The following is a 26,228-nucleotide window of genomic DNA, read 5'->3' as shown; positions in this document are numbered from 1 at the left end:
GAGGCGGCTATTCTAACCGCCGTTGGCAAGCTGAGCGTAGCGGTCGCAGTCTTGCGTGTGGTCCATGACCATGCCCGAGGCCTGCATCATCGCGTAGCAAATGGTCGGACCGACGAACGTGAAGCCGGCCTTTTTCAAGCCTTTGCTCATCTCCACCGCCGTCGGCGTGACCGCCGGCACTTCGGTGCGATCCTTGAAATGATTGATCACAGGCGTGCCGCCGACGAAGGACCAGAGAAACGTTACCGGGTCCTCCAGCGCCAGCCAGGCCTGGGCGTTGCGTCGGGCGGCGTTGAGTTTGAGGCGATTGCGAATAATGCCCGGATCGAGCATCAATTCATCGATTTCCGCGTCGCTCATCTGCGCCACCCGTTGTACGTCGAAGCCGAACAATACCTCGCGATATCGCTCACGTTTTCGCAGCACGGTGATCCAGGAAAGGCCGGCCTGGAACCCTTCGAGCAAAAGCAACTCGAACAAACCCTGCGCATCGCGTAGCGGCGTGCCCCACTCCTGATCGTGATAAGCCATGTACAGCGGATCTTCGGAACACCAAAAGCAGCGTGGCATAAGGCTCCAGGGGGCGTGCGCAGGACCGAATCGGGTATACTCCCGCTCTTTAAATCGCAGCCCAAGAAACAGGTGAATTTCGTGAGCCAGCCTACGCCAGCCGTGCGTACCTTCCAAGACTTGATCCTCGCCCTCCAGCAATACTGGGCCGAGCAAGGTTGTGTGGTACTTCAGCCCTACGATATGGAAGTAGGCGCCGGCACTTTCCACACCGCTACATTCCTGCGCGCCATTGGCCCGGAAACCTGGAACGCCGCTTATGTGCAGCCCAGTCGTCGCCCGACTGACGGCCGCTACGGCGAAAACCCGAATCGTCTGCAGCACTACTACCAGTTCCAGGTAGTCCTGAAGCCGAACCCGGATAACTTCCAGGAACTGTACCTGGGCTCCCTCAAGCACGTCGGCCTGGACCCGTTGGTCCACGACATTCGCTTCGTCGAAGACAACTGGGAATCGCCGACACTGGGCGCCTGGGGTCTGGGCTGGGAAGTCTGGCTCAACGGCATGGAAGTGACGCAGTTCACTTACTTCCAGCAAGCGGGCGGCATCGAGTGCTACCCGGTGACCGGCGAGATCACTTACGGTCTGGAACGTCTGGCCATGTACCTGCAAGGCGTGGACTCGGTCTACGACCTGGTCTGGGCTGACGGTCCGTTCGGTAAAGTGACTTACGGCGACGTGTTCCACCAGAACGAAGTGGAGCAGTCGACCTACAACTTCGAACACGCCAACGTCGAGAAGCTGTTCGAACTGTTCGACTTCTACGAAAGCGAAGCCAAGCGCCTGATCGAACTCGACCAGCCGCTGCCATTGCCGAGCTACGAAATGGTGTTGAAGGCCTCCCATACCTTCAACCTGCTGGATGCGCGCCGGGCGATCTCGGTGACCGCGCGTCAGCAATACATCCTGCGTGTGCGCACCCTGGCGCGTTCCGTTGCGCAAGCCTACCTGCTGGCTCGCGCCAAGCTGGGCTTCCCGATGGCGACCCCGGACCTGCGTGACGAAGTACTGGCCAAGCTGGAGGCTGCACAATGAGTGCTCAAGATTTTCTGGTTGAACTGGGCACCGAAGAACTGCCACCCAAAGCCCTGAACACCCTGGCCGACGCGTTCCTGGCCGGTATCGACAAGGGCCTGCAAGCCGCGGGCCTGAACTACGAGACCAAAACCGTCTACGCCGCACCACGTCGTCTGGCTGTGCTGATCACCTCGCTGGCGACTCAGCAGCCGGATCGCAGCATCAACCTCGACGGCCCGCCACGTCAGGCCGCGTTCGATGCCGAAGGCAACCCGACTCAAGCAGCACTGGGCTTCGCCAAGAAATGCGGCGTCGACCTGAGCGAAATCGATCAAAGCGGCCCGAAACTGCGTTACAGCCAAAGCATCGCCGGCAAGCCGACTGCGAGCCTGCTGCCGACCATCGTTGAAGATTCGCTGAACGACCTGCCGATCCCAAAGCGCATGCGCTGGGGTGCTCGCAAGGAAGAATTCGTTCGTCCGACCCAGTGGCTGGTAATGCTGCTCGGTGACCAGGTCATCGATTGCACGATCCTCGCCCAGAAGTCCGGTCGTGATTCCCGTGGTCACCGCTTCCATCACCCGGAAAGCGTGCGTATCACTTCGCCGGCCAATTACCTGAGCGACCTGCGTGCCGCCTACGTACTGGCCGATGCCAACGAGCGTCGCGAGCTGATCAGCAAACGCACCGAAGAGCTGGCGACGATGCAGGAAGGTACTGCCATCGTTCCCCCAGCCTTGCTCGACGAAGTGACCGCGCTGGTCGAATGGCCGGTGCCGCTGGTGTGCTCGTTCGAGGAACGTTTCCTCGACGTGCCACAAGAAGCCCTGATCACCACCATGCAGGACAACCAGAAGTACTTCTGCCTGCTGGATGCCGACGGCAAGTTGCTGCCACGTTTCATCACCGTGGCCAACATCGAAAGCAAAGACCCGCAGCAGATTATCGCCGGTAACGAGAAAGTGGTTCGTCCACGCCTGACCGACGCCGAGTTCTTCTTCAAGCAAGACAAGAAGCAGAAACTCGAAGACTTCAACCTGCGCCTGCAGAACGTGGTGTTCCAGGAAAAACTCGGCAGCGTCTATGACAAGGCCGAGCGCGTTTCCAAACTGGCCGCGTTCATCGCGCAACGCATTGGCGGCAACGCAGCCTGGGCTTCCCGTGCCGGCCTGCTGTCCAAGTGCGATCTGGCGACCGAGATGGTCGGTGAGTTCCCGGAGATGCAAGGTGTCGCCGGTTACTACTACGCCCTCAACGACGGCGAGCCGGAAGAAGTCGCACTGGCCCTGAACGAGCAGTACATGCCGCGCGGTGCCGGTGCTGAACTGCCGACCACCCTGACCGGTGCGGCCGTGGCCATCGCCGACAAGCTCGATACCCTGGTCGGTATCTTCGGCATCGGCATGCTGCCAACCGGCAGCAAAGACCCGTATGCCCTGCGTCGTGCTGCACTCGGCGTGTTGCGCATCCTGATCGACAAGAAGCTCGACCTCGACCTGAACGACGCCGTGGCATTCGCCGTGAATGCGTTCGGTACCAAGGTCAAGGCTGCCGGCCTGAACGATTCGGTGCTGGAGTTCATCTTCGACCGTCTGCGTGCCCGTTACGAAGACGAAGGCGTGGATGTCGGGACTTACCTGTCGGTCCGTGCCCTGAAACCGGGTTCTGCCCTGGACTTCGATCAGCGCGTACAAGCCGTGGAAGCGTTCCGCAAATTGCCGGAAGCCGCAGCCCTGGCCGCAGTGAACAAACGCGTTTCGAACTTGCTGAGCAAGGTCGAAGGCTCCATTCCTTCGGTCGTGGAAGCCAAGTACTTCGACAATGCCAACGAGTTCTCCCTGTACTCGGCGATCCAGCAGGCTGACCAGGCTGTACAGCCGATGGCCGCTGCCCGTCAGTACAGCGAATCGCTGGCCCGTCTGGCTGCCTTGCGCGAGCCGGTGGATGCGTTCTTCGAGGCCGTGATGGTCAACGCTGAAGACGCCAAGGTCCGCGCAAACCGTTACGCATTGCTGGCGCGCCTGCGTGGACTGTTCCTCGGCGTTGCCGACATTTCGATGCTGGGCTGAGGGACTGCTGTTGAAACTGCTGATTCTCGATCGGGACGGGGTGATCAATTACGACTCCGACGCTTACATCAAGTCGGTGGAGGAGTGGATTCCGCTCCCCGGTTCGATCGAAGCCATCGCGCAGTTGAGCAAGGCCGGCTGGACGGTGGCGGTGGCTACCAACCAGTCGGGCATCGCTCGCGGCTATTACGACATCGCTACCCTGGACGCTATGCACGAGCGCTTGCGTTCGTTGGTGGCGGAGCAGGGCGGCGAGGTCGGGCTGATTGTCTACTGCCCGCACGGGCCGGACGACGGCTGCGATTGCCGCAAGCCAAAACCCGGGATGTTGAAAACCATCGCCGCTCATTACAACGTATCGCTGACTCATCTATGGTTCGTCGGCGATACCCTTGGTGACCTGGAAGCCGCCAAAGCCGTCGACTCTCAGCCAGTTTTGGTAAAGACCGGGAAAGGCGAAAAGACTCTGGGCAAGACCCTGCCGGTGGGCACCTTGATTTTTGACGATCTTGCGGCGATTGCCGCAGAACTTATCCACAATTAGAGTGCTTCGATTGTTCCTGACCAAGGATTGATCGGGAGTGCGCTTGAATAGGCGGGCAGTGCCCGCAACGGTAAATGTCGCCATGTCGATACTGCAGGCCATCAGAACCTTCCTCTTTTACCTGCTGCTGGGCACCAGCTCCTTGCTTTGGTGCAGCCTGAGCTTTTTAATCGCGCCGTTTCTGCCGTTCAAGGCGCGGTATCGCTTCATCAATGTGTACTGGTGCCGTTGCGCCTTGTGGCTGAGCAAAGTCTTTCTGGGCATCAGCTACGAAGTAAGGGGCGCCGAGAACGTGCCTGACCAGCCCTGCGTGATTCAGTCGAACCACCAGAGCACCTGGGAGACCTTCTTTCTCTCTGCCTACTTCGAGCCATTGAGCCAAGTGCTCAAGCGCTCATTGCTGTTCGTGCCATTCTTCGGCTGGGCCATGGCCATGTTGCGACCGATCGCTATCGACCGCGACAATCCGAAAGCTGCGCTCAAGCATGTGGCGAAGAAGGGACATGAATTGCTGAAGGATGGCGTCTGGGTGCTGATCTTCCCCGAAGGGACTCGCGTTCCTTATGGCACCATCGGCAAGTTCTCACGCGGTGGCACCGCATTGGCAGTCAATGCCGCACTTCCAGTCCTGCCGATTGCGCACAATGCCGGCAAGTTCTGGCCGAAAACCGGTTGGGCGAAGAAGCAAGGCATCATCACCGTGATCATTGGCGAGCCAATGTACGCCGTAGGCAGTGGGCCGCGCGCCATTGCCGATCTGAATGACCGTGTGCAGAGCTGGAACGAGCAGATGCAGCGGGAAATGGGTTCGCTGCCAGCCGCCCCAGCCGCCCCCTCGGCCAACGATCAAGTGGCTGTCTGAGATTCTGTGGATAACCTGTGTACCGTTTTACCGAAAACTAACGTTTTATGAGCGTATCTTTATGATTTATATATATATTTCTTAAACTCATAAAACTCCGGAAATGGTGCATAAGTTTTTTTCGGGCGCAAAAAAACCGGCTGATATAGCCGGTTTTTTTATGCCTGCGATTTGCGATGTGTTTGGCTCTGCGATCATCTTTGAAGGTATAAAAAAAAGGCCAACGCTGAGCGTTGGCCTTTTTCAATTAGCAGTCAGCTGCTGGATTAGAAATCCAGGTTAGACACCGCCAAGGCGTTGCTTTCGATGAAGTCACGACGAGGTTCGACCGCATCACCCATCAGGGTGTTGAAGATCTGGTCTGCGCCAATGGCGTCTTCGATGGTCACTTTGAGCATCCGGCGCTGGCTTGGGTCCATGGTGGTTTCCCACAGCTGATCCGGGTTCATTTCGCCCAGACCTTTGTATCGCTGGATGGTGTGACGCTTGGTGCTTTCAGCCATCAGCCATTCAAGGGCTTCCTTGAACTCGGTGACCGGCTTTTTGCGCTCGCCACGCTGGATGTACGCACCGTCGTCCAGCAAGGTGCTCAGTTGAGCGCCCAGGGATACAACGGTTTTGTAATCGTTGCTGCCGAAGAAGTCGCGGTTGAAGGTGACGTAGTTCGACAGGCCGTGGGAGATCAGTTCGACCTCTGGCAGCCAGACGTTACGTTCACGGTCTTCACGCAGGCTGGCTTTGTAGACCAGGCCAGACTTCTCGACAGTGCGCAGACGGACTTCGTACTGGGCCATCCAATTCTGCATCGCTGCGTGATCAGACAATTGCTCCAGACTGACAGCAGGCAGATAGATGAAGTGCTCGGTCAGTTCCTGTGGGTACAGTCGCGACAGACGCTTGAGAGTCTTCATTACCAGACGGAAGTCGTTCACCAGACGCTCAAGGGCAGGTCCGGAAATACCCGGAGCATCCTCGTTCAGGTGCAGGCTCGCGTCTTCCAGGGCCGACTGCGTCATGTACTCTTCCATGGCGTCGTCGTCTTTGATGTATTGCTCTTGCTTGCCTTTCTTGACCTTGTACAGCGGCGGCTGAGCGATATAGATGTAGCCGCGCTCGATCAGTTCCGGCAACTGACGGAAGAAGAAGGTCAGCAGCAGGGTACGGATGTGCGAACCGTCGACGTCAGCATCGGTCATGATGATGATGTTGTGGTAACGCAGCTTGGCGATGTTGTACTCGTCGCGGCCGATGCCACAGCCCAGCGCGGTGATCAAGGTGCCCACTTCTTGCGAAGAGATCATCTTGTCGAAGCGCGCCTTCTCGACGTTCAGGATCTTGCCTTTCAACGGCAGGATGGCCTGGGTCCGGCGGTTGCGACCCTGCTTGGCGGAGCCGCCAGCAGAGTCACCTTCCACGAGGTACAGTTCTGACAGGGCAGGGTCTTTTTCCTGGCAGTCAGCCAGTTTGCCCGGCAGGCCGGCGATATCCAGCGCACCTTTGCGACGGGTCATCTCACGGGCTTTACGCGCCGCTTCACGAGCGCGAGCCGCGTCGATCATCTTGCCGACGACCAGTTTGGCCTCGTTCGGGTTTTCCAGCAGGAAGTCGGAGAAGTACTTGCCCATTTCCTGTTCTACCGCTGTCTTCACTTCGGAAGACACCAGCTTGTCTTTGGTCTGGGAGCTGAACTTCGGATCCGGGACTTTCACCGAAATGATTGCGGTCAGGCCTTCACGGGCATCGTCACCGGTGGTCGCGACCTTGTGCTTCTTCGCCAGGCCTTCCGCTTCGATGTAGGTGTTCAAGTTACGCGTCAGTGCGGAGCGGAAACCCACCAAGTGAGTACCGCCATCGCGCTGTGGAATGTTGTTGGTGAAGCACAACAGGTTCTCGTTGAAGCTGTCGTTCCACTGCAGGGCGATTTCCACGCCGATGCCGTCTTCGCGCTGGATGTTGAAGTGGAACACCTGGTTGACCGGAGTCTTATTGGTGTTCAGGTATTCAACGAACGCACGCAGGCCACCTTCATACTTGAACAGCTCTTCCTTGCCGCTGCGCTCATCCTTGAGGACGATACCGACACCGGAGTTGAGGAAGGACAGTTCACGAATCCGCTTGGCCAGGATGTCCCAGCTGAAGTGGATATTCTTGAAGGTCAGATCGGACGGTTTGAAGTGGATCTGGGTGCCGGTGGTTTCGCTCTCACCGACAATTTTCATCGGCTCTTTCGGAACGCCGTGAATGTACGTCTGTTCCCAAATCTTGCCGCTGCGGCGAACGGTCAGGACCAGCTCTTCGGACAGGGCGTTGACCACCGAAACACCTACACCGTGCAGACCGCCGGATACTTTGTAGGAGTTGTCGTCGAACTTCCCGCCGGCGTGCAGCACGGTCATGATGACCTCGGCTGCCGAAACGCCTTCTTCTTTGTGCACGTCTACCGGGATGCCACGACCGTTGTCGCGAACGGTGATGGATTCATCCGGGTGGATAATGATGCTGATGTCGTCACAGTGGCCAGCGAGCGCTTCATCGATGGAGTTGTCGACTACCTCGAAGACCATGTGGTGCAGACCGCTGCCATCGTCGGTGTCACCAATGTACATACCAGGACGTTTACGGACGGCATCCAGGCCTTTCAGCACCTTAATGCTCGTTGAGTCGTAGGTATTCGTATTTTCTTCGCTCAATGCCTTCACTCCCGATGGTCGTGGGTCTGGGTGATACGGCCCTGTTCCACGTGGAACAGAGCGACTGGCGTTTCCGTCTGCCAGCCGTCCCTCAATAATTCGTGATCTACACAGGTGATAAACACCTGGCAGCGTAAGTCTTCCAGCAAGCGGCAAAGCGCGCGACGGTGGTGCTCGTCCAGTTCGGACGGCAGGTCATCCACCAGATAAATACACTGGCCGCGTCGGGCCTGGCTTACCAGGTGCCCTTGGGCAATCCGCAATGCACAGACCACCAACTTCTGCTGACCACGGGACAAGATGTCCGCGGCGTTATGTGCACCCAACCTAAGGCGCAAATCAGCACGTTGTGGTCCGGCTTGGGTATGACCCATTTGCTGATCCCGCTGAAGGGACCCGGCGAGCACAGCACTCAACTCCCGGTCCTTGTCCCAACCGCGGTAATAGCTGAGCGTCAAACCCTCGAGCTCAACCAGTTCGCTCAAGGTCTGTTCAAAGACTGGTTTCAAGGCTTTGATGTAAGCGCGGCGGTATTCATCTATTTCAGCGCTGGCCTGGCACAGTTCCCTGTCCCAAACCGCTTGCGAAACGGCGTCAAGTGTACCATGCCGCAGCCAAGAGTTTCTCTGGCGCAGGGCCTTCTGCAAGCGCTGCCAGGTGGACATGAATCGCGGTTCCACGTGGAACACACCCCAGTCGAGAAACTGCCGACGAATCTTCGGTGCGCCTTCCAGCAAGCGGAAGCTGTCCGGGTTAATCAACTGAAGCGGCAGGATCTCCGCCAGTTGCGCCGCACTGCGAGCGTTCTGGCCGTCGATGCGAATCTGAAACTCGCCCTGCCTGTCTCGAGATATCCCCAACGCGCTATGGCCACCCTCGGCCAGTTCAACCTGCCCAAATACCGTGCATGCCAGTTGCTCGTACTGAATGACGGGCAACAATCGGGTGCTACGAAACGAACGGGCAAGCCCCAGCAGGTGAATGGCTTCCAGAACACTGGTTTTGCCGCTGCCGTTGGCGCCGTAAAGAATATTGATTCGGGGGGAGGGGGAGAAGGTCACCGGGTGCAGATTACGCACCGCGGTGACCGAGACGCGACTTAAAGACATCTAGCTTCTGCTGAGCATGATTACAGACGCATCGGCATGACAACGTAGGCCGAGTCATCGTTGTCGGACTCTTGCACCAGCGCACTGCTGTTCGAGTCGGACAGGATCAGGCGAACCTGCTCGGTGGTCATCACGCCCAGCACGTCGAGCAGATAGCTCACGTTGAAGCCGATTTCCAGATTGCCGCCGTTGTACTCGACGCCGACTTCTTCTTCAGCTTCTTCCTGCTCCGGGTTGTTCGCCTGAATTTTCAGCTGGCCGTTGGCCAATTGCAGTCGGATACCGCGGTACTTCTCGTTGGACAGGATCGCAGTGCGGCTGAATGCTTCACGCAGGGCTTGGCGATCACCGAGTACCAGCTTGTCGCCGCCTTTTGGCAGAACGCGCTCGTAATCAGGGAATTTACCGTCGACCAGTTTCGAAGTGAAGGTGAACTCGCCGGTGGTCGCGCGGATGTGGTGTTGACCCAGCACGATGCTGACGATGCCGTCCGGCTCGGTCAGCAAGCGCGCGAGTTCAAGGATACCTTTGCGCGGCACGATGACCTGATGGCGATCCGGCTGACCGATATCGGCCTTCATCGAGCACATCGCCAGACGGTGACCGTCGGTGGCCACGGCGCGGATGATGCCTTCGGACACTTCAAGCAGCATGCCGTTCAGGTAATAACGCACGTCCTGCTGGGCCATGGCGAAGCTGGTACGTTCGATCAAACGACGCAGCTTGCTCTGCTCCAGGCTGCAAGTCAGCGAGCCAGGGCCTTCTTCGACCGTAGGGAAATCGTTGGCCGGCAGGGTCGACAGGGTGAAGCGGCTACGACCGGCCTTCACGACGAGCTTCTGCTCATCGACCTTAATGTCGATCAGCGCATCGTTCGGCAAGCTCTTGCAGATGTCCATCAGCTTGCGCGCAGGCACAGTGATGGAACCCGGGTCCGCAGGCTCTTCGAGTTGCACACGACCGACCAGCTCGACTTCCAGGTCGGTACCGGTCAGCGACAGTTGCTGGCCTTCGACAACCAGCAGCACGTTGGAGAGCACCGGCAAGGTCTGTCGGCGCTCGACGACGCCTGCGACCAGTTGCAGGGGTTTCAACAGGGCTTCGCGTTGAATGGTGAAATGCATGGTCTAGTCCCTTGCCTTAATAAGCTGCGCTGGTGTTCATCAAGTAGTCAGTGTACGCAGCAGGTTCTTGTAGTCCTCGCGGATGTCCGCGTCGGATTCCTTAAGTTCGTTGATCTTGCGGCAGGCGTGCAAAACGGTCGTATGGTCGCGGCCACCAAACACATCGCCGATTTCGGGCAGGCTGTGGTTAGTCAACTCTTTGGACAACGCCATTGCAACCTGACGCGGACGTGCGACCGAGCGAGAACGACGCTTGGACAGCAGATCGGAAATCTTGATCTTGTAGTACTCGGCGACCGTGCGCTGAATGTTATCCACAGAGACCAGTTTGTCTTGCAGCGCCAACAGGTCTTTCAGGGATTCGCGAATCAACTCGATGGTGATGTCGCGGCCCATGAAGTGCGAGTGTGCGATCACGCGTTTAAGCGCGCCTTCCAGCTCACGGACGTTGGAGCGGATACGCTGGGCAATAAAGAACGCCGCATCGTGTGGCAGATCGACTTTGGCCTGGTCAGCCTTTTTCATCAGGATCGCGACGCGGGTTTCCAGCTCCGGCGGCTCGACGGCGACCGTCAGGCCCCAGCCGAAGCGGGATTTAAGGCGCTCTTCAAGGCCTTCGATTTCTTTCGGGTAGCGGTCACTGGTAAGAATGACCTGCTGGCCACCTTCAAGCAGGGCGTTGAAGGTGTGGAAAAACTCTTCCTGGGACCGCTCTTTGCGAGCAAAGAACTGAATGTCATCGATCAGCAGCGCATCCACCGAACGGTAGAAGCGTTTGAACTCGTTGATCGCGTTCAGCTGCAGGGCCTTGACCATGTCGGCGACGAATCGCTCCGAGTGCAGGTACACGACCTTGGCATTCGGGTTCTTCTTTAATAGATGGTTACCCACAGCATGCATCAAGTGAGTCTTACCCAAGCCGACGCCGCCATAAAGGAAGAGCGGGTTGTAACCGTGCTTGGGGTTATCCGCGACCTGCCAGGCCGCAGCCCGGGCCAGCTGGTTGGACTTACCCTCGACAAAGTTTTCGAAGGTGAACGTGCGGTTCAGGTAACTGGTGTGCTTGAGCGCGCCTTCGACTTGCACCGTGCGCTGCTCGGACCGAATAGGAGCCTGTTGCGAGCTGGCGCCGGCCATCGGGTCGAAGCTGTCGCGTGACGGCTCTTCACTGACCTCCGCCACTTTTTGCGTCGCACGCTTGGTCGGTGCGGTCGCCGGGGGAGGCGCTGGAGCGCTGACAGGCGCTTGAGCGGCCTGAGCCTGGGAAGCAGCGGCGGCCAACGGTGCATTTGGTGCCGCACGCGGTGCCGAACTGCGTTTGCTGCCTATTAATAAGGAGAGCGCGGGCGCGATGCCATTGCCATGCTCATCCAGCAGTTCAAGGACGCGGCCCAGGTACTTTTCGTTGACCCAGTCGAGAACAAAACGATTCGGTGCGTAGACACGCAACTCGTCGCCTTCGGCTTCGACCTGTAGTGGACGGATCCAAGTGTTGAATTGTTGGGCAGGCAGCTCATCGCGCAAAAGCTCCACGCACTGCTGCCAAAGTTCCACTGACACGGATATCCCCTAAGTTGAAAGCCGGTGAGGCAAAAACAAGCGGCCATTGTAGCGGCCAGACGTCCACTTATCCACATGCAGGTTGCGCACAGGCCATGAATTATCAACGCGTTAACCGCCAAAAAGGCGACCAATGGTATGTGCATAAGCTCTGTGGATAACCGCCCATGAGGGCACTGGACAAGTGGGGGTGAAACTCGGTGGATAACCCTCCTGTGGATAACTGTCCATTCCACCCACAGCTTATCCGACAGTGCAGCACAGGCTGCCCCCTGTTTTCCACCGTAGTTGTCATTCTCTGTACAGCACGGGATAGAAGGGCTGAAGGTAGTTATCCACAACTGAACGCCTCCCTAGCTTTTATAAGCTTTACAGAAAAGCTTTAAATAACTTCCTTCTTTATTTCTATATCTAGCGAAGACGTGCGGACGAGAAAATGCCTGGAGATCTATTTATAAGGAAACGCTGGTTGGAAATTGACCTAGAGGCTTGCTTTCTCTAGAATCCCCGGTCTCTTAAAACGGGGGCCATTCCGGCCCGTTGTGGACGAACCAGGTAACACGACAATGAAACGTACTTTCCAACCAAGCACTATCAAACGCGCTCGTACCCACGGTTTCCGTGCTCGCATGGCTACCAAGAACGGTCGTGCCGTCCTGTCGCGTCGTCGCGCCAAAGGTCGTGCGCGTCTGGCAGTTTGATAATCCGGCACTGGAGGTGAGTCAGGACTTCAGTCGGGAAAAGCGTCTGCTTACTCCCCGGCATTTCAAGGCAGTCTTTGACTCCCCTACCGGCAAGGTTCCGGGGAAAAATCTCCTGCTCCTTGCGCGCAACAACGATCTTGATCACCCCCGTCTCGGGTTGGTTATCGGGAAAAAGAGCGTAAAGCTCTCCGTCGAGCGCAATCGCCTCAAACGTCTGATGCGCGAATCGTTTCGCCTGAACCAGGATTCACTGGTCGGTTGGGACATCGTTATCGTCGCGCGCAAAGGTTTGGGTGACGTAGAAAACCCCGAATTGATTCAGCATTTCGGCAAGCTCTGGAAGCGTCTGGCACGTAGCAAGCCGGTACCAGCAGTCAAAACCGAAACTGTAGGGGTAGACAGTCCCGATGCGTAAACTGGCACTCGTTCCGATCCAGTTTTATCGCTATGCCATTAGTCCTCTGATGGCCAGTCACTGTCGTTTCTACCCCAGTTGTTCCTGCTACGCGTATGAAGCCATAGAAAATCATGGCCTTCTGCGCGGTGGCTGGCTGACCTTTCGTCGTTTAGGTCGCTGTCATCCGTGGAATCCCGGTGGTTATGACCCGGTTCCGCCTATCCCTACCTCCCGTTCTTCTTCGATGGCCGAGTAATCATGGATATCAAACGCACGATCCTGATCGTCGCCCTGGCAATCGTGTCCTACGTTATGGTTCTTAAATGGAACCAGGACTATGGCCAGGCTGCCCTGCCGACTCAGAATGTTGCTTCCAGTACTACCGCACCGGGCCTACCGGACACGGCGACTGGCAATAATGCTTCTGTCAGTGACGACATTCCACGCGCACCAAGTGATACCAGTGCAACTGCACCCACTGAAACACCAGTGGCTGTAAGCAAAGACCTCATCCAGATCAAAACGGATGTGCTCAACCTGGCTATCGATCCACAAGGTGGTGATGTTGCCCAACTGACGTTGCCGCTGTATCCACGTCGCCAGGACCATCCGGAAATTCCATTCCAGTTGTTCGATAACGGCAACGAGCGGACTTATCTGGCCCAGAGCGGTCTGATCGGCACCGACGGTCCGGACGCAAGTCCAGCCGGTCGCCCGGTTTACTCCTCCGAGAAGAAGATCTACCAACTGGCTGACGGTCAGGACCAAATGGTCGTGGACCTCAAGTTCAGCAAGGACGGCGTCAACTACATCAAGCGTTTCACCGTAAAACGTGGCTTGTATGACGTAACCGTTTCCTACCTGATCGACAACGAAAGCGCCAAGCCTTGGTCGGGTGCGATGTTCGCCCAGCTGAAGCGTGACGCCAGCTCCGATCCTTCTTCCAGCACTGCCACCGGCACCGCGACTTACCTGGGCGCCGCCCTGTGGACAAGTAACGAGCCGTACAAGAAAGTGTCGATGAAGGACATGGACAAGGCTCAGCTGAAAGAAACCGTTAACGGTGGTTGGGTTGCCTGGTTGCAACACTACTTCGTGACCGCGTGGATTCCGGCGAAGGGCGAAAACAACCTCGTCCAGACCCGTAAAGACAGCAAAGGCAACTACATCATCGGCTACACCGCTCCGGCAGTGACCGTTGCACCAGGTGCAAAAGCCGAAGTCAGCGCTGTTCTGTACGCCGGTCCAAAAAGCCAGGCTGTGCTGAAAGAGTTGTCCCCAGGTCTGGAATTGACCGTCGATTACGGCATCCTGTGGTTCATTGCCCAGCCAATCTTCTGGCTGCTGCAACACATCCACGCGCTGATCGGTAACTGGGGCTGGTCGATCATCTTCCTGACTATGCTGATCAAGGGGATTTTCTTCCCGCTGTCGGCTGCCAGCTACAAATCCATGGCGCGCATGCGTGCAGTGGCACCGAAACTGGCTGCGCTGAAAGAGCAACATGGCGATGATCGGCAGAAAATGTCGCAAGCCATGATGGAGCTGTACAAGAAAGAGAAGATCAATCCGCTGGGTGGTTGCTTGCCAATCCTCGTGCAGATGCCGGTTTTCCTGTCGCTGTACTGGGTTCTGCTGGAAAGCGTTGAAATGCGCCAAGCGCCGTTCATGCTGTGGATTACTGACCTGTCGATCAAGGATCCGTTCTTCATTCTGCCGATCATCATGGGTGCAACCATGTTTATCCAGCAGCAGTTGAACCCGACTCCTCCGGATCCGATGCAGGCGAAGGTCATGAAGCTGATGCCAATCATCTTCACCTTCTTCTTCCTGTGGTTCCCGGCTGGTCTGGTGCTGTACTGGGTTGTGAACAACTGCCTGTCCATCGCCCAACAGTGGTACATCACTCGTAAAGTTGAAGCAGCTACCAAAGCAGCTGCCTGATTTACACTGTGGATAACCACTCAAAACGCCCCCTAGTGGGGCGTTTTGCTATCTGTCACTTTTGTCTGGGTACTGGTTTATGAGCGTTCCTCGGGAAACCATCGCAGCTGTCGCCACCGCTCAAGGTCGCGGCGGTGTGGGCATCGTCCGTATTTCCGGGCCGTTGGCGAGCATTGCTGCCAGGGCGATCAGCGGTCGGGAATTGAAACCTCGATTTGCCCACTACGGTCCGTTTCTCAACGAAAACGAAGAGGTGCTGGACGAAGGCATCGCGTTGTATTTTCCGGGACCGAACTCCTTCACCGGCGAAGATGTGCTTGAACTGCAGGGGCACGGCGGGCCGATTGTTCTCGATATGCTGCTCAAACGTTGTCTGGAACTGGGCTGTCGTCTGGCTCGGCCAGGAGAATTCAGTGAACGCGCCTTCCTCAACGACAAGCTCGACCTGGCCCAGGCGGAAGCCATTGCCGACTTGATCGAGGCCAGTTCTGCACAGGCTGCGCGAAATGCACTGCGTTCGTTGCAAGGCGCATTCTCCTTGCGTGTGCATAACCTCACCGAGCAGTTGATCGGCCTGCGCATCTACGTCGAGGCTGCGATCGATTTCCCGGAAGAAGAAATCGACTTCCTGGCCGACGGCCACGTACTGGCCATGCTCGACAAAGTGCGCGATGAATTATCCACAGTGCTTCGTGAAGCCGGGCAAGGTGCCTTGCTTCGCGACGGGATGACCGTGGTCATTGCCGGCCGACCCAATGCCGGCAAGTCCAGCCTGCTGAATGCCTTGGCCGGTCGAGAAGCCGCGATCGTGACCGAGATTGCCGGCACCACCCGGGATATTCTTCGCGAACATATCCACATCGATGGCATGCCGTTGCACGTGGTCGACACCGCCGGTCTGCGGGATACCGATGACCAGGTGGAAAAAATCGGCGTCGAGCGGGCGTTGAAAGCCATCGGCGAAGCAGATCGGGTGTTGCTGGTGGTCGATGCGACCGCTCCTGAGGCACTTGATCCGTTTGCGTTATGGCCGGAGTTCCTTGAAATCCGCCCGGATCCGGCAAAAGTTACGCTGATCCGTAATAAGGCTGACCTGACGGGAGAAGCGATTGCCCTGGAAGTCAGTGACGATGGCCACGTCACCATCAGCCTTAGTGCCAAATCTGGCGGTATGGGGCTGGAATTGCTACGCGAACATCTCAAGGCCTGCATGGGTTACGAGCAGACTTCGGAAAGCAGCTTCAGTGCACGCAGGCGTCACCTTGATGCGTTGCGACACGCCAGCGCATCCCTTGAGCATGGCCGTGCGCAGTTGACTCTGGCGGGTGCTGGTGAGCTGCTGGCGGAAGATTTGCGCCAGGCTCAGCACTCTTTGGGTGAGATCACCGGCGCATTCAGCTCGGATGATCTGCTGGGACGTATTTTTTCCAGCTTCTGCATCGGTAAATAGTCCTTCCGATATTCACAGACAGGCCGTTCGCGCCTGTCTGTTCCCTCCCTTGCCTTAAATTTCCTCCAGTGCCGAGCAGATTCTTTCTGCTTGAGCGGATTTTCCGTGTCCGGAATTTGCTCGATCAGCATTTATCTGTGGATTAAGCCCTGTGAGTAAGTGCCACTAAGGGCAGTTGATAACAGGGCGTGAAAACTGAAGATAACCGCCCCTGTGGATAACCATCCCTTTCATCCACAGGCTTAAACCGGTTATCCAAGGGCCTCCTTGGTACATGACCACAGGGTTTTGAATCGCTGTACATATTGAATATAAAGGCTTGTAGCGATCTATCCACAGAAATGTGACTCAGTAGAAATAAACATAAAAACAAAGATTTAATAAATTTCTCTCTTTTTAATTTCTATAACCCCGACTTCTCCACAGCTGGTTAAATTTTGTGCAAAGGGTTCTTTAGGAAGGGCGAAGTCCCTATACTTGTCGACCAGGTCCAGAAACCTGAGCTCAAACTATTCCTGATTACCTAACTGAAGCAGGCACGAGGTGCGTGGTGGATTTCCCTTCCCGTTTTGAAGTGATCGTCATCGGCGGCGGTCATGCCGGTACCGAGGCAGCACTGGCCTCAGCACGTATGGGTGCAAAAACCCTGTTGTTGACGCATAACGTGGAAACCCTCGGTGCCATGAGTTGCAACCCCGCCATCGGTGGGATCGGTAAAAGCCATCTGGTGAAAGAAATCGATGCCCTCGGCGGCGCGATGGCCATGGCTACCGACAAAGGTGGTATTCAATTTCGCGTGTTGAACAGCCGCAAAGGTCCGGCCGTACGAGCGACTCGCGCTCAGGCAGACCGGGTTCTGTACAAGGCCGCTGTCCGCGAAGCTTTGGAAAACCAGCCGAACCTGTGGATATTTCAACAAGCTGCTGATGACCTGATCGTCGAGCAGGAACAAGTGCGCGGTGTTGTCACCCAGATGGGTCTGCGTTTCTTCGCCGATTCCGTGGTGTTGACCACTGGCACCTTCCTCGGTGGACTTATCCACATCGGCTTGCAGAATTACTCCGGTGGCCGTGCCGGCGATCCGCCATCGATCGCCCTGGCTCATCGTCTGCGTGAATTGCCGCTGCGAGTCGGTCGCCTGAAAACCGGTACGCCACCGCGGATCGACGGTCGTTCTGTGGATTTCTCGGTGATGACCGAGCAAGCAGGCGATACACCGATCCCGGTGATGTCGTTCATGGGGTCCAAAGAGCAACATCCGAAACAGGTGAGCTGCTGGATTACCCACACCAACGCTCGCACCCACGAAATCATTGCCGCCAACCTCGATCGTTCTCCGATGTATTCCGATGCAGGGCTGATCGAAGGCATCGGCCCGCGGTATTGCCCGTCGATCGAAGACAAGATCCACCGCTTTGCCGACAAGGAAAGCCACCAGGTCTTCATCGAGCCGGAAGGTTTGACTACGCACGAGCTGTACCCGAACGGGATATCCACCTCCTTGCCGTTCGACGTGCAACTGCACATCGTGCAATCGATCCGCGGCATGGAAAACGCGCACATTGTTCGTCCTGGCTATGCCATCGAGTACGACTACTTCGACCCGCGTGACCTGAAGTACAGCCTCGAAACCAAAGTCATCGGCGGTCTGTTTTTCGCCGGGCAAATCAACGGCACCACTGGTTACGAAGAAGCCGGCGCCCAGGGTTTGCTGGCTGGCGCCAACGCGGCTCTGCGTGCGCAGGGCAAAGATGCCTGGTGCCCGCGTCGCGACGAGGCGTACATCGGGGTGTTGGTCGACGACCTGATTACTCTCGGAACTCAAGAGCCGTACCGGATGTTCACGTCCCGTGCCGAGTACCGCCTGATCCTGCGTGAAGACAACGCCGACCTGCGTCTGACCGAAAAAGGTCGCGAGCTGGGTCTGGTGGATGACGCGCGTTGGGCGGCCTTCTGCAAGAAACGCGAAAGCATCGACCTTGAAGAACAGCGCCTGAAAAGTACCTGGGTCCGCCCGGGCACTGAGCAGGGCAATGCGATTTCCGAGAAGTTCGGTACGCCGCTGACTCACGAATACAATTTGCTCAACCTGCTGAGCCGTCCGGAAATCGACTACGCTGGTCTGATCGCCGTGACCGGTGGGGGCGCGGAAGATCCACAAGTCGCCGAGCAGGTCGAAATCAAGACCAAGTACGCCGGCTACATCGATCGCCAGCAGGATGAAATCGCTCGTCTGCGGGCCAGCGAAGATACAAAACTGCCTGTGGATATCGATTACACAAACATTTCCGGTCTCTCAAAAGAGATCCAGAGCAAGCTCGGCGCGACCCGTCCAGAGACTTTGGGCCAGGCGTCACGTATCCCGGGTGTCACGCCGGCAGCGATTTCGCTGTTGATGATTCATTTGAAAAAACGCGGCGCGGGCCGTCAGTTGGAGCAAAGCGCTTGAGTTCGTTGGTCACCTCGCAACATGCCGAAGAGTTATCCACAGGCGCTCGCCAGCTCGGTGTCACGCTGACAGAAGCCCAGCATGCGCAGCTGCTGGGCTACCTGGCCCTGTTGATCAAATGGAACAAGGCTTACAACCTGACTGCCGTGCGCGATCCGGACGAAATGGTCTCCCGTCATCTGCTCGATAGTTTGAGCGTGATGTCGTTTGTCGAGAATGGTCGCTGGCTGGACGTTGGCAGCGGCGGCGGCATGCCGGGTATTCCGTTGGCCATCCTGTTTCCAGAGTCGCAAGTGACCTGTTTGGACAGCAACGGCAAGAAAACCCGCTTCCTGACCCAGGTCAAACTCGAACTCAAACTGGATAACCTGCAAGTTATCCACAGTCGTGTCGAAGCTTTCCAGCCTGCCCAGCCATTCAACGGGATCATCTCCCGGGCGTTCAGCAGCATGGAAAACTTCAGCAACTGGACTCGCCACTTGGGCGATGCCGATACACGCTGGCTGGCAATGAAGGGCGTTCATCCGGCTGATGAGCTGGTAGCATTGCCGGCAGACTTCCACCTCGATAGCGAACACGCCCTGGCCGTACCTGGTTGCCAAGGCCAACGCCATCTGCTGATACTGCGCCGCACGGCATGATTGGGAACACAAGCAAGAATGGCTAAGGTATTCGCGATAGCGAACCAGAAAGGTGGTGTGGGTAAAACCACCACCTGCATCAACCTCGCAGCATCCCTGGTCGCTACCAAGCGCCGGGTGCTGTTGATCGATCTCGATCCACAGGGCAACGCCACCATGGGTAGCGGTGTGGATAAACACGGGCTGGAAAACTCGGTCTACGACCTGCTGATCGGCGAGTGCGACCTGGCTGAGGCCATGCACTACTCCGAGCACGGCGGATACCAGCTGTTGCCGGCCAACCGTGACCTGACTGCAGCCGAAGTGGTTCTGCTGGAAATGCAGATGAAGGAAAGTCGCCTGCGCAGTGCGTTGGCGCCGATCCGTGAAAACTACGATTACATTTTGATCGACTGCCCGCCGTCGTTGTCGATGCTGACGCTGAACGCGTTGGTTGCAGCTGACGGGGTAATTATCCCCATGCAGTGCGAGTACTTCGCGCTCGAAGGTTTGAGCGACCTTGTGGATAACATCAAGCGCATCGCTGAATTGCTCAACCCGAATCTGAAAGTCGAAGGCCTGTTGCGGACCATGTATGACCCGCGCCTGAGCCTGATGAACGATGTATCGGCGCAGCTCAAGGAACACTTCGGCGAGCAGCTGTACGACACCGTCATCCCGCGCAACATCCGTCTGGCCGAAGCACCTAGCTATGGCATGCCGGCGCTGGCCTACGACAAAGCGTCGCGTGGCGCTATCGCCTATCTGGCGTTGGCCGGCGAGCTTGTTCGTCGTCAACGCAAAAACTCACGCACCGCCGCCGCTCAGGCAACTTAAGGAATCCCCATGGCCGTCAAGAAACGAGGTCTCGGACGTGGACTGGATGCACTGCTGAGTGGTCCGACTGTCAGCTCGCTGGAAGAACAAGCGGTCCAGGCCGATCAGCGTGAGCTGCAGCACCTGCCCCTGGACCTGATCCAGCGCGGCAAGTACCAGCCGCGTCGGGACATGGATCCTCAGGCGCTGGAAGAACTGGCGCAGTCAATCAAGGCCCAGGGCGTGATGCAGCCGATCGTGGTGCGTCCGATTGGCAGCGGTCGCTTTGAAATCATCGCCGGTGAACGCCGCTGGCGCGCCAGCCAGCAGGCTGGCCAGGAAACCATCCCGGCGATGGTTCGCGATGTGCCGGATGAAACCGCGATCGCCATGGCGCTGATCGAGAACATCCAGCGCGAAGACCTCAATCCCATCGAAGAAGCCGTGGCCTTGCAGCGTTTGCAGCAGGAATTCCAGCTGACTCAGCAACAAGTCGCCGAAGCCGTGGGCAAATCCCGCGTGACCGTGGCCAACCTGCTACGCTTGATCGCGTTGCCGGAAGTTATCAAAACCATGCTGTCGCACGGCGACCTGGAAATGGGTCATGCGCGTGCTTTGCTCGGTTTACCGGAGAATCAACAGGTTGAAGGGGCGCGACATGTTGTCGCACGAGGGCTGACGGTGCGCCAAACCGAGGCACTGGTTCGCCAGTGGTTGAGTGGCAAACAGGAGCCTGCTGAACCGGTTAAACAGGACCCTGATATCGCCCGACTCGAGCAGCGCCTGGCTGAACGCCTAGGCTCTGCGGTGCAGATCCGCCACGGAAAGAAGGGGAAAGGGCAGTTGGTTATTGGTTACAACTCCCTCGATGAGCTTCAAGGTGTGCTCGCGCACATTCGTTGAAACATTTCCTCATGTAGCGTGCAGTCGGAAATCACTACCTGACGGTTGAATAGGGGCAGAACCGCCCCTATACTCTGCGCGCATTTTGTCGGCACAAATTATGCCAAGTTATTGAATTCTGGCAGCCGACCATTGGGGAGTAATTGTGATGGAAAGCCGCACGCCAAACCGCTTGCCGTTCCATCGCCTGGCAGTTTTTCCGGTGTTAATGGCTCAGTTTGTCGTTTTGCTGATCGCCGCTTTGGCGCTCTGGCAATGGCACGGAGTCGTTGCCGGGTACTCAGGACTCTGCGGAGGCCTGATAGCTTTGCTGCCCAATGTTTATTTCGCTCACAGGGCATTTCGGTTTTCCGGCGCCCGAGCAGCCCAAGCCATCGTCCGGTCTTTTTATGCCGGTGAGGCGGGCAAACTGATTTTGACGGCAGTGCTCTTTGCATTGACGTTCGCAGGTGTGAAGCCATTGGCGCCGCTAGCTGTATTCGGCGTCTTCGTGTTGACCCAACTGGTCAGCTGGTTCGCGCCCCTGCTGATGAGAACAAGACTTTCGAGACCTTAGGGCGTTTGAGGCAACCATGGCAGAAACAACCGCTTCGGGCTATATCCAGCACCACTTGCAGAACCTGACCTTCGGTCAGCACCCAACTGGCGGGTGGGGTTTTGCCCACACCGCAGCAGAAGCCAAAGAAATGGGCTTCTGGGCTTTCCACGTCGATACTCTCGGCTGGTCGGTCGCGTTGGGTCTGATCTTCGTTCTTCTTTTCCGCATGGCGGCGAAGAAGGCGACTTCCGGTCAGCCTGGTGCTTTGCAGAACTTCGTTGAAGTATTGGTCGAATTCGTCGATGGCAGCGTGAAAGACAGCTTCCATGGCCGTAGCCCGGTGATTGCACCGTTGGCACTGACCATCTTCGTCTGGGTCTTCCTGATGAACGCCGTCGACCTGATTCCGGTCGACTGGATTCCTCAGCTGGCCATCCTGATCACTGGTGATGCGCACATTCCATTCCGTGCCGTATCCACCACTGACCCGAACGCTACCCTGGGCATGGCCCTGTCGGTGTTCGCGTTGATCATTTTCTACAGCATCAAGGTCAAGGGCATCGGCGGCTTTATCGGCGAACTGACCCTGCACCCGTTCGGCAGCAAGAACATCTTCGTTCAAGCCCTGCTGATTCCGGTGAACTTCCTGCTGGAGTTCGTGACACTGATCGCCAAGCCAATCTCGTTGGCACTGCGGCTGTTCGGCAACATGTACGCCGGCGAACTGGTCTTCATTCTGATTGCTGTGATGTTCGGCAGCGGTCTGCTCTGGCTTAGCGGCCTGGGCGTAGTTCTGCAGTGGGCGTGGGCTGTGTTCCACATCCTGATCATCACCCTGCAGGCGTTTATCTTCATGATGCTGACCATCGTCTACCTGTCGATGGCACACGAAGAGAACCATTAAGACCAGTCTCGACTAGTCTGATGTCCCATCCGGTCAAACGGGTGGGGGCCCGAACAGGGCTATGAAACGATTTGTTTTACCGCTTTAAAATCTAAAAAACCTAAACCATACGACGTAAAAGTCGGGAGGAAAGATGGAAACTGTAGTTGGTCTAACCGCTATCGCTGTTGCACTGTTGATCGGCCTGGGCGCACTGGGTACCGCAATTGGTTTCGGCCTGTTGGGCGGCAAGTTCCTGGAAGGCGCAGCGCGTCAGCCAGAAATGGTTCCAATGCTGCAAGTTAAAATGTTCATCGTTGCCGGTCTGCTCGACGCCGTAACCATGATCGGTGTTGGTATCGCTCTGTTCTTCACTTTCGCGAACCCATTCGTTGGTCAACTCGCTGGCTAATTACTCGAACCTTCGAGTAATTGGTGTGATGTGCAACGAACGAGCGAGGTGTTGGCGTGAACATTAATGCAACCCTGATTGGCCAGTCCGTTGCGTTCTTCATTTTTGTACTGTTTTGCATGAAGTTCGTGTGGCCTCCGGTCATCGCGGCTTTGCACGAACGTCAGAAGAAGATCGCGGATGGACTGGACGCTGCCGCCCGAGCAGCTCGCGACCTGGAGCTGGCCCAAGATAAAGCGGGTCAGCAACTGCGCGAAGCAAAAGCTCAGGCAGCCGAAATCATTGAGCAAGCCAAGAAACGCGGTAACCAGATCGTTGAAGAGGCTGTTGAAAAAGCCCGTATCGACGCTGACCGTGTGAAGGTTCAGGCTCAGGCCGAGATCGAGCAGGAACTGAACAGTGTCAAAGACGCGCTGCGTGCCCAATTGGGTAGCCTGGCAGTCTCTGGCGCCGAGAAGATCCTGGGTTCCACAATCGATCAAAACGCGCACGCGGAGCTGGTAAACAAACTGGCTGCTGAAATTTAAGCGAGGGCGATCATGGCAGAATTGACCACGTTGGCCCGACCTTACGCTAAGGCAGCCTTCGAGCACGCCCAGGCCCACCAGCAACTGGCCTCTTGGTCAGCCATGCTCGGCCTGGCTGCAGCAGTGTCGCAAGACGGCACTATGCAGCGCGTGCTCAAGGCCCCGCGACTGACGAGCGCAAACAAGGCCGCCACGTTTATTGACGTGTGCGGCGACAAGTTTGATGCCAAGGCACAGAACTTCATTCACGTCGTTGCCGAAAACGACCGTCTCCCGCTTTTGCCGGAGATATCCGCTCTGTTCGACCTGTACAAGGCTGAACAAGAGAAGTCGGTAGACGTTGAAGTGACCAGTGCTTTTGCATTGAACCAAGAACAGCAAGACAAACTCGCCAAGGTTCTCAGTGCACGACTCAACCGGGAAGTGCGCCTGCAAGTCGAGGAAGACAAATCCCTTATTGGGGGCATTGTCATCCGCGCCGGCGACCTGGTTATCGATGGCTCGGTTCGCGGCAAACTCGCGAGCCTTGCCGAAGCATTGAAATCTTGAGTTTGAAGGGGCAGCAGAGCAATGCAGCAACTCAATCCTTCCGAAATAAGTGAAATTATCAAGGGCCGCATCGACAAGCTCGATGTGACCTCCCAAGCCCGTAACGAAGGCACTGTCGTCAGCGTATCTGACGGTATCGTGCGGATTCACGGTCTGGCCGACGTCATGTACGGCGAGATGATCGAGTTTCCGGGCGGCGTCTTCGGTATGGCTCTCAACCTGGAGCAAGACTCCGTAGGTGCCGTTGTATTGGGCTCCTATCAGTCTCTGGCTGAAGGCATGAGCGCCAAGTGCACCGGCCGCATCCTCGAAGTTCCGGTTGGTAAGGAACTGCTGGGTCGCGTAGTCGACGCACTGGGTAACCCAGTTGACGGCAAAGGTCCGCTGAACAACACCGAGACCGATGCGGTCGAGAAAGTTGCTCCAGGCGTGATCTGGCGTAAGTCGGTAGACCAGCCTGTACAGACTGGCTACAAGGCTGTCGATGCCATGATTCCTGTCGGCCGTGGCCAGCGTGAGCTGATCATCGGTGACCGTCAGATCGGTAAAACCGCTCTGGCGATCGACGCGATCATCAACCAGAAAGACAGCGGCATTTTCTGCGTCTACGTCGCGATCGGTCAGAAGCAATCGACCATCGCCAACGTGGTTCGCAAGCTGGAAGAAAACGGCGCACTGGCTAACACCATCGTCGTGGCAGCGAGCGCTTCGGAATCTGCAGCACTGCAATTCCTGGCACCGTACTCCGGTTGCACCATGGGTGAATTCTTCCGCGACCGCGGTGAAGACGCGCTGATCGTTTATGACGATCTGTCCAAGCAAGCAGTGGCTTATCGCCAGATCTCCCTGCTGCTGCGCCGTCCACCAGGCCGTGAAGCTTACCCAGGCGACGTGTTCTATCTCCACTCCCGTCTGCTGGAGCGCGCATCCCGCGTTTCGGAAGAGTACGTAGAGAAGTTCACCAACGGCGCAGTGACCGGCAAAACCGGTTCCCTGACCGCACTGCCGATCATCGAAACCCAGGCTGGCGACGTTTCCGCGTTCGTTCCGACCAACGTGATTTCCATCACCGACGGTCAGATCTTCCTGGAATCGGCCATGTTCAACTCCGGGATCCGTCCTGCTGTGAACGCCGGTGTTTCGGTATCCCGTGTGGGTGGTGCCGCTCAGACCAAGATCATCAAGAAGCTCTCCGGTGGTATCCGTACCGCTCTGGCTCAGTACCGTGAACTGGCGGCATTCGCCCAGTTCGCTTCTGACCTGGACGAAGCGACCCGTAAGCAACTTGAGCATGGTCAGCGCGTTACCGAGCTGATGAAGCAGAAGCAATACGCACCAATGTCGATCGCTGACATGGCGCTGTCGCTGTATGCCGCTGAGCGTGGGTTCCTGACTGACGTCGAAATCGCCAAGGTCGGCAGCTTTGAACAAGCGCTGATTGCTTTCTTCAACCGCGATCACGCCGATTTGATGGCGAAGATCAACGTGAAGGGTGACTTCAATGACGAAATCGACGCTGGCATGAAAGCCGGTATCGAGAAGTTCAAGGCCACCCAAACCTGGTAAGCCGCAGCGGGAGCCGCAAGGCTCCCGCTTGCTAACCTGATAGGTGTTACATGGCAGGCGCAAAAGAGATTCGCAGTAAGATTGCGAGCATCAAAAGCACGCAAAAGATTACCAGCGCCATGGAAAAAGTGGCGGTCAGTAAAATGCGCAAGGCACAAATGCGCATGGCTGCTAGCCGTCCTTATGCGGAGCGCATCCGCCAGGTTATTGGCCATCTGGCCAACGCCAACCCGGAATATCGCCACCCATTCATGCTCGACCGTGAAGTAAAGCGCGTCGGTTATGTCGTGGTGAGCAGTGACCGTGGTCTGTGTGGTGGCTTGAACACCAACCTGTTCAAGGCTTTGGTCAAGGACATGGCGGTAAACCGCGAAAACGGCGTCGAGATTGATCTGTGTGTTGTTGGTAGCAAGGGTGCGGCTTTCTTCCGCAACTTCGGCGGTAACGTCGTAGCAGCTATCAGCCACCTGGGTGAAGAGCCGTCGATCAATGACCTGATCGGCAGCGTCAAGGTGATGCTGGATGCCTACCTGGACGGCCGTATTGACCGCCTGTCCGTGGTGTCCAACAAATTCGTTAACACCATGACGCAATCGCCTACCGTGGAGCAGTTGATTCCGCTGGTGGCAACCCCGGATCAGGAACTCAAGCACCACTGGGATTATCTGTACGAACCGGACGCCAAAGAGCTGCTTGACGGCTTGATGGTCCGTTACGTGGAGTCGCAGGTCTACCAGGCGGTGGTCGAGAACAACGCGGCTGAACAAGCTGCGCGGATGATCGCGATGAAGAACGCTACCGACAACGCCGGTGATTTGATCAGCGATTTGCAGCTGGTCTACAACAAGGCGCGTCAGGCTGCGATCACCCAAGAGATCTCGGAAATCGTCGGCGGCGCTGCCGCGGTTTAACGGTTCAAATATTC

The 26,228-nt window shown here is 57.0% G+C and carries 25 protein-coding genes; 20 read left to right on the top strand and 5 right to left on the bottom strand.

All coding sequences use genetic code 11. The features are described 5' to 3' along the window. Window positions 1-12: 12 nt before the first annotated feature. Complete coding sequence (gene tag / locus AC1ROI_RS32865; RefSeq protein WP_077748847.1) at window positions 13-570, bottom strand: DNA-3-methyladenine glycosylase I; 558 nt, start codon at window positions 568-570, stop codon at window positions 13-15. Between the two features lie 81 nt (window positions 571-651). Between tag and glyQ the strand changes: the two genes are divergently transcribed. From glyQ to AC1ROI_RS32845, 4 genes are all read left to right on the top strand, one after another. Next, window positions 652-1,605 (top strand): glycine--tRNA ligase subunit alpha, encoded by a 954-nt coding sequence (gene glyQ, locus AC1ROI_RS32860; RefSeq protein ID WP_003213601.1) that lies wholly within the window; start codon window positions 652-654, stop codon window positions 1,603-1,605. Continuing rightward, window positions 1,602-3,656 carry a glycine--tRNA ligase subunit beta gene (gene glyS, locus AC1ROI_RS32855; protein WP_010465502.1) on the top strand — a complete coding sequence of 685 codons (2,055 nt, stop codon included), beginning with the start codon at window positions 1,602-1,604 and terminating at the stop codon, window positions 3,654-3,656. The genes glyQ and glyS overlap by 4 nt, the downstream gene beginning before the upstream one ends. Before the next feature lie 4 nt (window positions 3,657-3,660). After that, on the top strand, window positions 3,661-4,200 hold the full coding sequence (gmhB, locus tag AC1ROI_RS32850) for a D-glycero-beta-D-manno-heptose 1,7-bisphosphate 7-phosphatase (protein WP_167362290.1): 540 nt from the start codon (window positions 3,661-3,663) through the stop codon (window positions 4,198-4,200). An 82-nt stretch (window positions 4,201-4,282) separates the two neighbouring features. After that, entirely contained in the window at window positions 4,283-5,062 is a 780-nt protein-coding gene (locus tag AC1ROI_RS32845; RefSeq protein WP_102594521.1) for a lysophospholipid acyltransferase family protein, read from the top strand. Window positions 5,063-5,328: 266 nt separating this feature from the next. Here the strand turns inward: AC1ROI_RS32845 and gyrB are convergent, their stop codons facing one another. The 4 genes from gyrB to dnaA are packed head-to-tail and all read right to left on the bottom strand — an operon-like array spanning window position 5,329 to window position 11,545. Beyond that, on the bottom strand, window positions 5,329-7,752 hold the full coding sequence (gene gyrB, locus AC1ROI_RS32840; RefSeq protein ID WP_010465497.1) for a DNA topoisomerase (ATP-hydrolyzing) subunit B: 2,424 nt from the start codon (window positions 7,750-7,752) through the stop codon (window positions 5,329-5,331). A gap of 5 nt (window positions 7,753-7,757) precedes the next feature. Then, window positions 7,758-8,861 carry a DNA replication/repair protein RecF gene (gene recF / locus AC1ROI_RS32835; protein ID WP_010465495.1) on the bottom strand — a complete coding sequence of 368 codons (1,104 nt, stop codon included), beginning with the start codon at window positions 8,859-8,861 and terminating at the stop codon, window positions 7,758-7,760. 20 nt (window positions 8,862-8,881) lie between these two features. Then, window positions 8,882-9,985 (bottom strand): DNA polymerase III subunit beta, encoded by a 1,104-nt coding sequence (gene dnaN, locus AC1ROI_RS32830; protein ID WP_008155702.1) that lies wholly within the window; start codon window positions 9,983-9,985, stop codon window positions 8,882-8,884. A 39-nt stretch (window positions 9,986-10,024) separates the two neighbouring features. Further along, the gene (gene dnaA, locus AC1ROI_RS32825; RefSeq protein ID WP_102594522.1) at window positions 10,025-11,545 is read right to left on the bottom strand and encodes a chromosomal replication initiator protein DnaA; all 1,521 of its coding nucleotides are present in this window, start codon (window positions 11,543-11,545) and stop codon (window positions 10,025-10,027) included. Between the two features lie 566 nt (window positions 11,546-12,111). Between dnaA and rpmH the strand changes: the two genes are divergently transcribed. From rpmH to atpG, 16 genes are all read left to right on the top strand, one after another. Beyond that, window positions 12,112-12,246: a 50S ribosomal protein L34 gene (rpmH, locus tag AC1ROI_RS32820; RefSeq protein WP_003213577.1), complete on the top strand. Its 135-nt coding sequence runs from the start codon at window positions 12,112-12,114 to the stop codon at window positions 12,244-12,246. A 16-nt stretch (window positions 12,247-12,262) separates the two neighbouring features. Beyond that, window positions 12,263-12,664, top strand: coding sequence for a ribonuclease P protein component (rnpA, locus tag AC1ROI_RS32815; RefSeq protein WP_010465490.1), 402 nt, complete (start codon window positions 12,263-12,265; stop codon window positions 12,662-12,664). After that, window positions 12,657-12,902, top strand: coding sequence for a membrane protein insertion efficiency factor YidD (yidD, locus tag AC1ROI_RS32810; RefSeq protein ID WP_010465488.1), 246 nt, complete (start codon window positions 12,657-12,659; stop codon window positions 12,900-12,902). Before rnpA ends, yidD begins: the two co-directional genes overlap by 8 nt. Window positions 12,903-12,904: 2 nt before the next feature. Then, window positions 12,905-14,590 (top strand): membrane protein insertase YidC, encoded by a 1,686-nt coding sequence (gene yidC / locus AC1ROI_RS32805; RefSeq protein ID WP_042932461.1) that lies wholly within the window; start codon window positions 12,905-12,907, stop codon window positions 14,588-14,590. 79 nt (window positions 14,591-14,669) lie between these two features. Continuing rightward, entirely contained in the window at window positions 14,670-16,040 is a 1,371-nt protein-coding gene (gene mnmE, locus AC1ROI_RS32800; protein ID WP_010465483.1) for a tRNA uridine-5-carboxymethylaminomethyl(34) synthesis GTPase MnmE, read from the top strand. Between the two features lie 550 nt (window positions 16,041-16,590). Next, complete coding sequence (gene mnmG / locus AC1ROI_RS32795) at window positions 16,591-18,489, top strand: tRNA uridine-5-carboxymethylaminomethyl(34) synthesis enzyme MnmG (RefSeq protein WP_102594523.1); 1,899 nt, start codon at window positions 16,591-16,593, stop codon at window positions 18,487-18,489. Beyond that, the gene (gene rsmG / locus AC1ROI_RS32790) at window positions 18,486-19,130 is read left to right on the top strand and encodes a 16S rRNA (guanine(527)-N(7))-methyltransferase RsmG (RefSeq protein WP_102594524.1); all 645 of its coding nucleotides are present in this window, start codon (window positions 18,486-18,488) and stop codon (window positions 19,128-19,130) included. The genes mnmG and rsmG overlap by 4 nt, the downstream gene beginning before the upstream one ends. An 18-nt stretch (window positions 19,131-19,148) precedes the next feature. Continuing rightward, the gene (locus tag AC1ROI_RS32785; RefSeq protein WP_010465477.1) at window positions 19,149-19,946 is read left to right on the top strand and encodes a ParA family protein; all 798 of its coding nucleotides are present in this window, start codon (window positions 19,149-19,151) and stop codon (window positions 19,944-19,946) included. Between the two features lie 9 nt (window positions 19,947-19,955). Then, window positions 19,956-20,828, top strand: coding sequence for a ParB/RepB/Spo0J family partition protein (locus AC1ROI_RS32780; protein WP_077748853.1), 873 nt, complete (start codon window positions 19,956-19,958; stop codon window positions 20,826-20,828). A 148-nt stretch (window positions 20,829-20,976) separates the two neighbouring features. Further along, window positions 20,977-21,384 carry a F0F1 ATP synthase subunit I gene (locus AC1ROI_RS32775; protein ID WP_010465473.1) on the top strand — a complete coding sequence of 136 codons (408 nt, stop codon included), beginning with the start codon at window positions 20,977-20,979 and terminating at the stop codon, window positions 21,382-21,384. 16 nt (window positions 21,385-21,400) lie between these two features. Beyond that, a complete protein-coding gene (gene atpB / locus AC1ROI_RS32770) occupies window positions 21,401-22,270 on the top strand; it encodes a F0F1 ATP synthase subunit A (RefSeq protein ID WP_010465471.1) in 870 nt (289 codons plus the stop codon). Window positions 22,271-22,403: 133 nt separating this feature from the next. Beyond that, a complete protein-coding gene (gene atpE, locus AC1ROI_RS32765) occupies window positions 22,404-22,661 on the top strand; it encodes a F0F1 ATP synthase subunit C (RefSeq protein ID WP_002555987.1) in 258 nt (85 codons plus the stop codon). Window positions 22,662-22,717: 56 nt separating this feature from the next. Then, window positions 22,718-23,188, top strand: coding sequence for a F0F1 ATP synthase subunit B (locus AC1ROI_RS32760; protein WP_007948090.1), 471 nt, complete (start codon window positions 22,718-22,720; stop codon window positions 23,186-23,188). A 12-nt stretch (window positions 23,189-23,200) separates the two neighbouring features. Further along, window positions 23,201-23,737, top strand: coding sequence for a F0F1 ATP synthase subunit delta (locus tag AC1ROI_RS32755; protein ID WP_010465467.1), 537 nt, complete (start codon window positions 23,201-23,203; stop codon window positions 23,735-23,737). Between the two features lie 21 nt (window positions 23,738-23,758). Then, window positions 23,759-25,303, top strand: coding sequence for a F0F1 ATP synthase subunit alpha (gene atpA / locus AC1ROI_RS32750; RefSeq protein WP_010465465.1), 1,545 nt, complete (start codon window positions 23,759-23,761; stop codon window positions 25,301-25,303). Between the two features lie 50 nt (window positions 25,304-25,353). Then, on the top strand, window positions 25,354-26,214 hold the full coding sequence (gene atpG, locus AC1ROI_RS32745) for a F0F1 ATP synthase subunit gamma (protein ID WP_010465463.1): 861 nt from the start codon (window positions 25,354-25,356) through the stop codon (window positions 26,212-26,214). The last annotated feature ends 14 nt before the right edge of the window (window positions 26,215-26,228 follow it).

The sequence above is a fragment of the Pseudomonas sp. GW823-FHT02C02 genome (genome assembly GCF_058797635.1).
This window is presented reverse-complemented; position numbering and strand designations above follow the sequence as displayed.

Bases quoted from the DNA above. Each gene is read 5' to 3' on its own strand.
- tag (WP_077748847.1), bottom strand. From the start codon at position 570: ATGCCACGCTGCTTTTGGTGTTCCGAAGATCCGCTGTACATGGCTTAT.
- glyS (WP_010465502.1), top strand. From the start codon at position 1,602: ATGAGTGCTCAAGATTTTCTGGTTGAACTGGGCACCGAAGAACTGCCA.
- AC1ROI_RS32845 (WP_102594521.1), top strand. From the start codon at position 4,283: ATGTCGATACTGCAGGCCATCAGAACCTTCCTCTTTTACCTGCTGCTG.
- recF (WP_010465495.1), bottom strand. From the start codon at position 8,861: ATGTCTTTAAGTCGCGTCTCGGTCACCGCGGTGCGTAATCTGCACCCG.
- dnaN (WP_008155702.1), bottom strand. From the start codon at position 9,985: ATGCATTTCACCATTCAACGCGAAGCCCTGTTGAAACCCCTGCAACTG.
- rpmH (WP_003213577.1), top strand. From the start codon at position 12,112: ATGAAACGTACTTTCCAACCAAGCACTATCAAACGCGCTCGTACCCAC.
- yidD (WP_010465488.1), top strand. From the start codon at position 12,657: ATGCGTAAACTGGCACTCGTTCCGATCCAGTTTTATCGCTATGCCATT.
- yidC (WP_042932461.1), top strand. From the start codon at position 12,905: ATGGATATCAAACGCACGATCCTGATCGTCGCCCTGGCAATCGTGTCC.
- mnmE (WP_010465483.1), top strand. From the start codon at position 14,670: ATGAGCGTTCCTCGGGAAACCATCGCAGCTGTCGCCACCGCTCAAGGT.
- AC1ROI_RS32785 (WP_010465477.1), top strand. From the start codon at position 19,149: ATGGCTAAGGTATTCGCGATAGCGAACCAGAAAGGTGGTGTGGGTAAA.
- AC1ROI_RS32780 (WP_077748853.1), top strand. From the start codon at position 19,956: ATGGCCGTCAAGAAACGAGGTCTCGGACGTGGACTGGATGCACTGCTG.
- AC1ROI_RS32775 (WP_010465473.1), top strand. From the start codon at position 20,977: ATGGAAAGCCGCACGCCAAACCGCTTGCCGTTCCATCGCCTGGCAGTT.
- atpB (WP_010465471.1), top strand. From the start codon at position 21,401: ATGGCAGAAACAACCGCTTCGGGCTATATCCAGCACCACTTGCAGAAC.
- atpE (WP_002555987.1), top strand. From the start codon at position 22,404: ATGGAAACTGTAGTTGGTCTAACCGCTATCGCTGTTGCACTGTTGATC.
- AC1ROI_RS32755 (WP_010465467.1), top strand. From the start codon at position 23,201: ATGGCAGAATTGACCACGTTGGCCCGACCTTACGCTAAGGCAGCCTTC.
- atpA (WP_010465465.1), top strand. From the start codon at position 23,759: ATGCAGCAACTCAATCCTTCCGAAATAAGTGAAATTATCAAGGGCCGC.
- atpG (WP_010465463.1), top strand. From the start codon at position 25,354: ATGGCAGGCGCAAAAGAGATTCGCAGTAAGATTGCGAGCATCAAAAGC.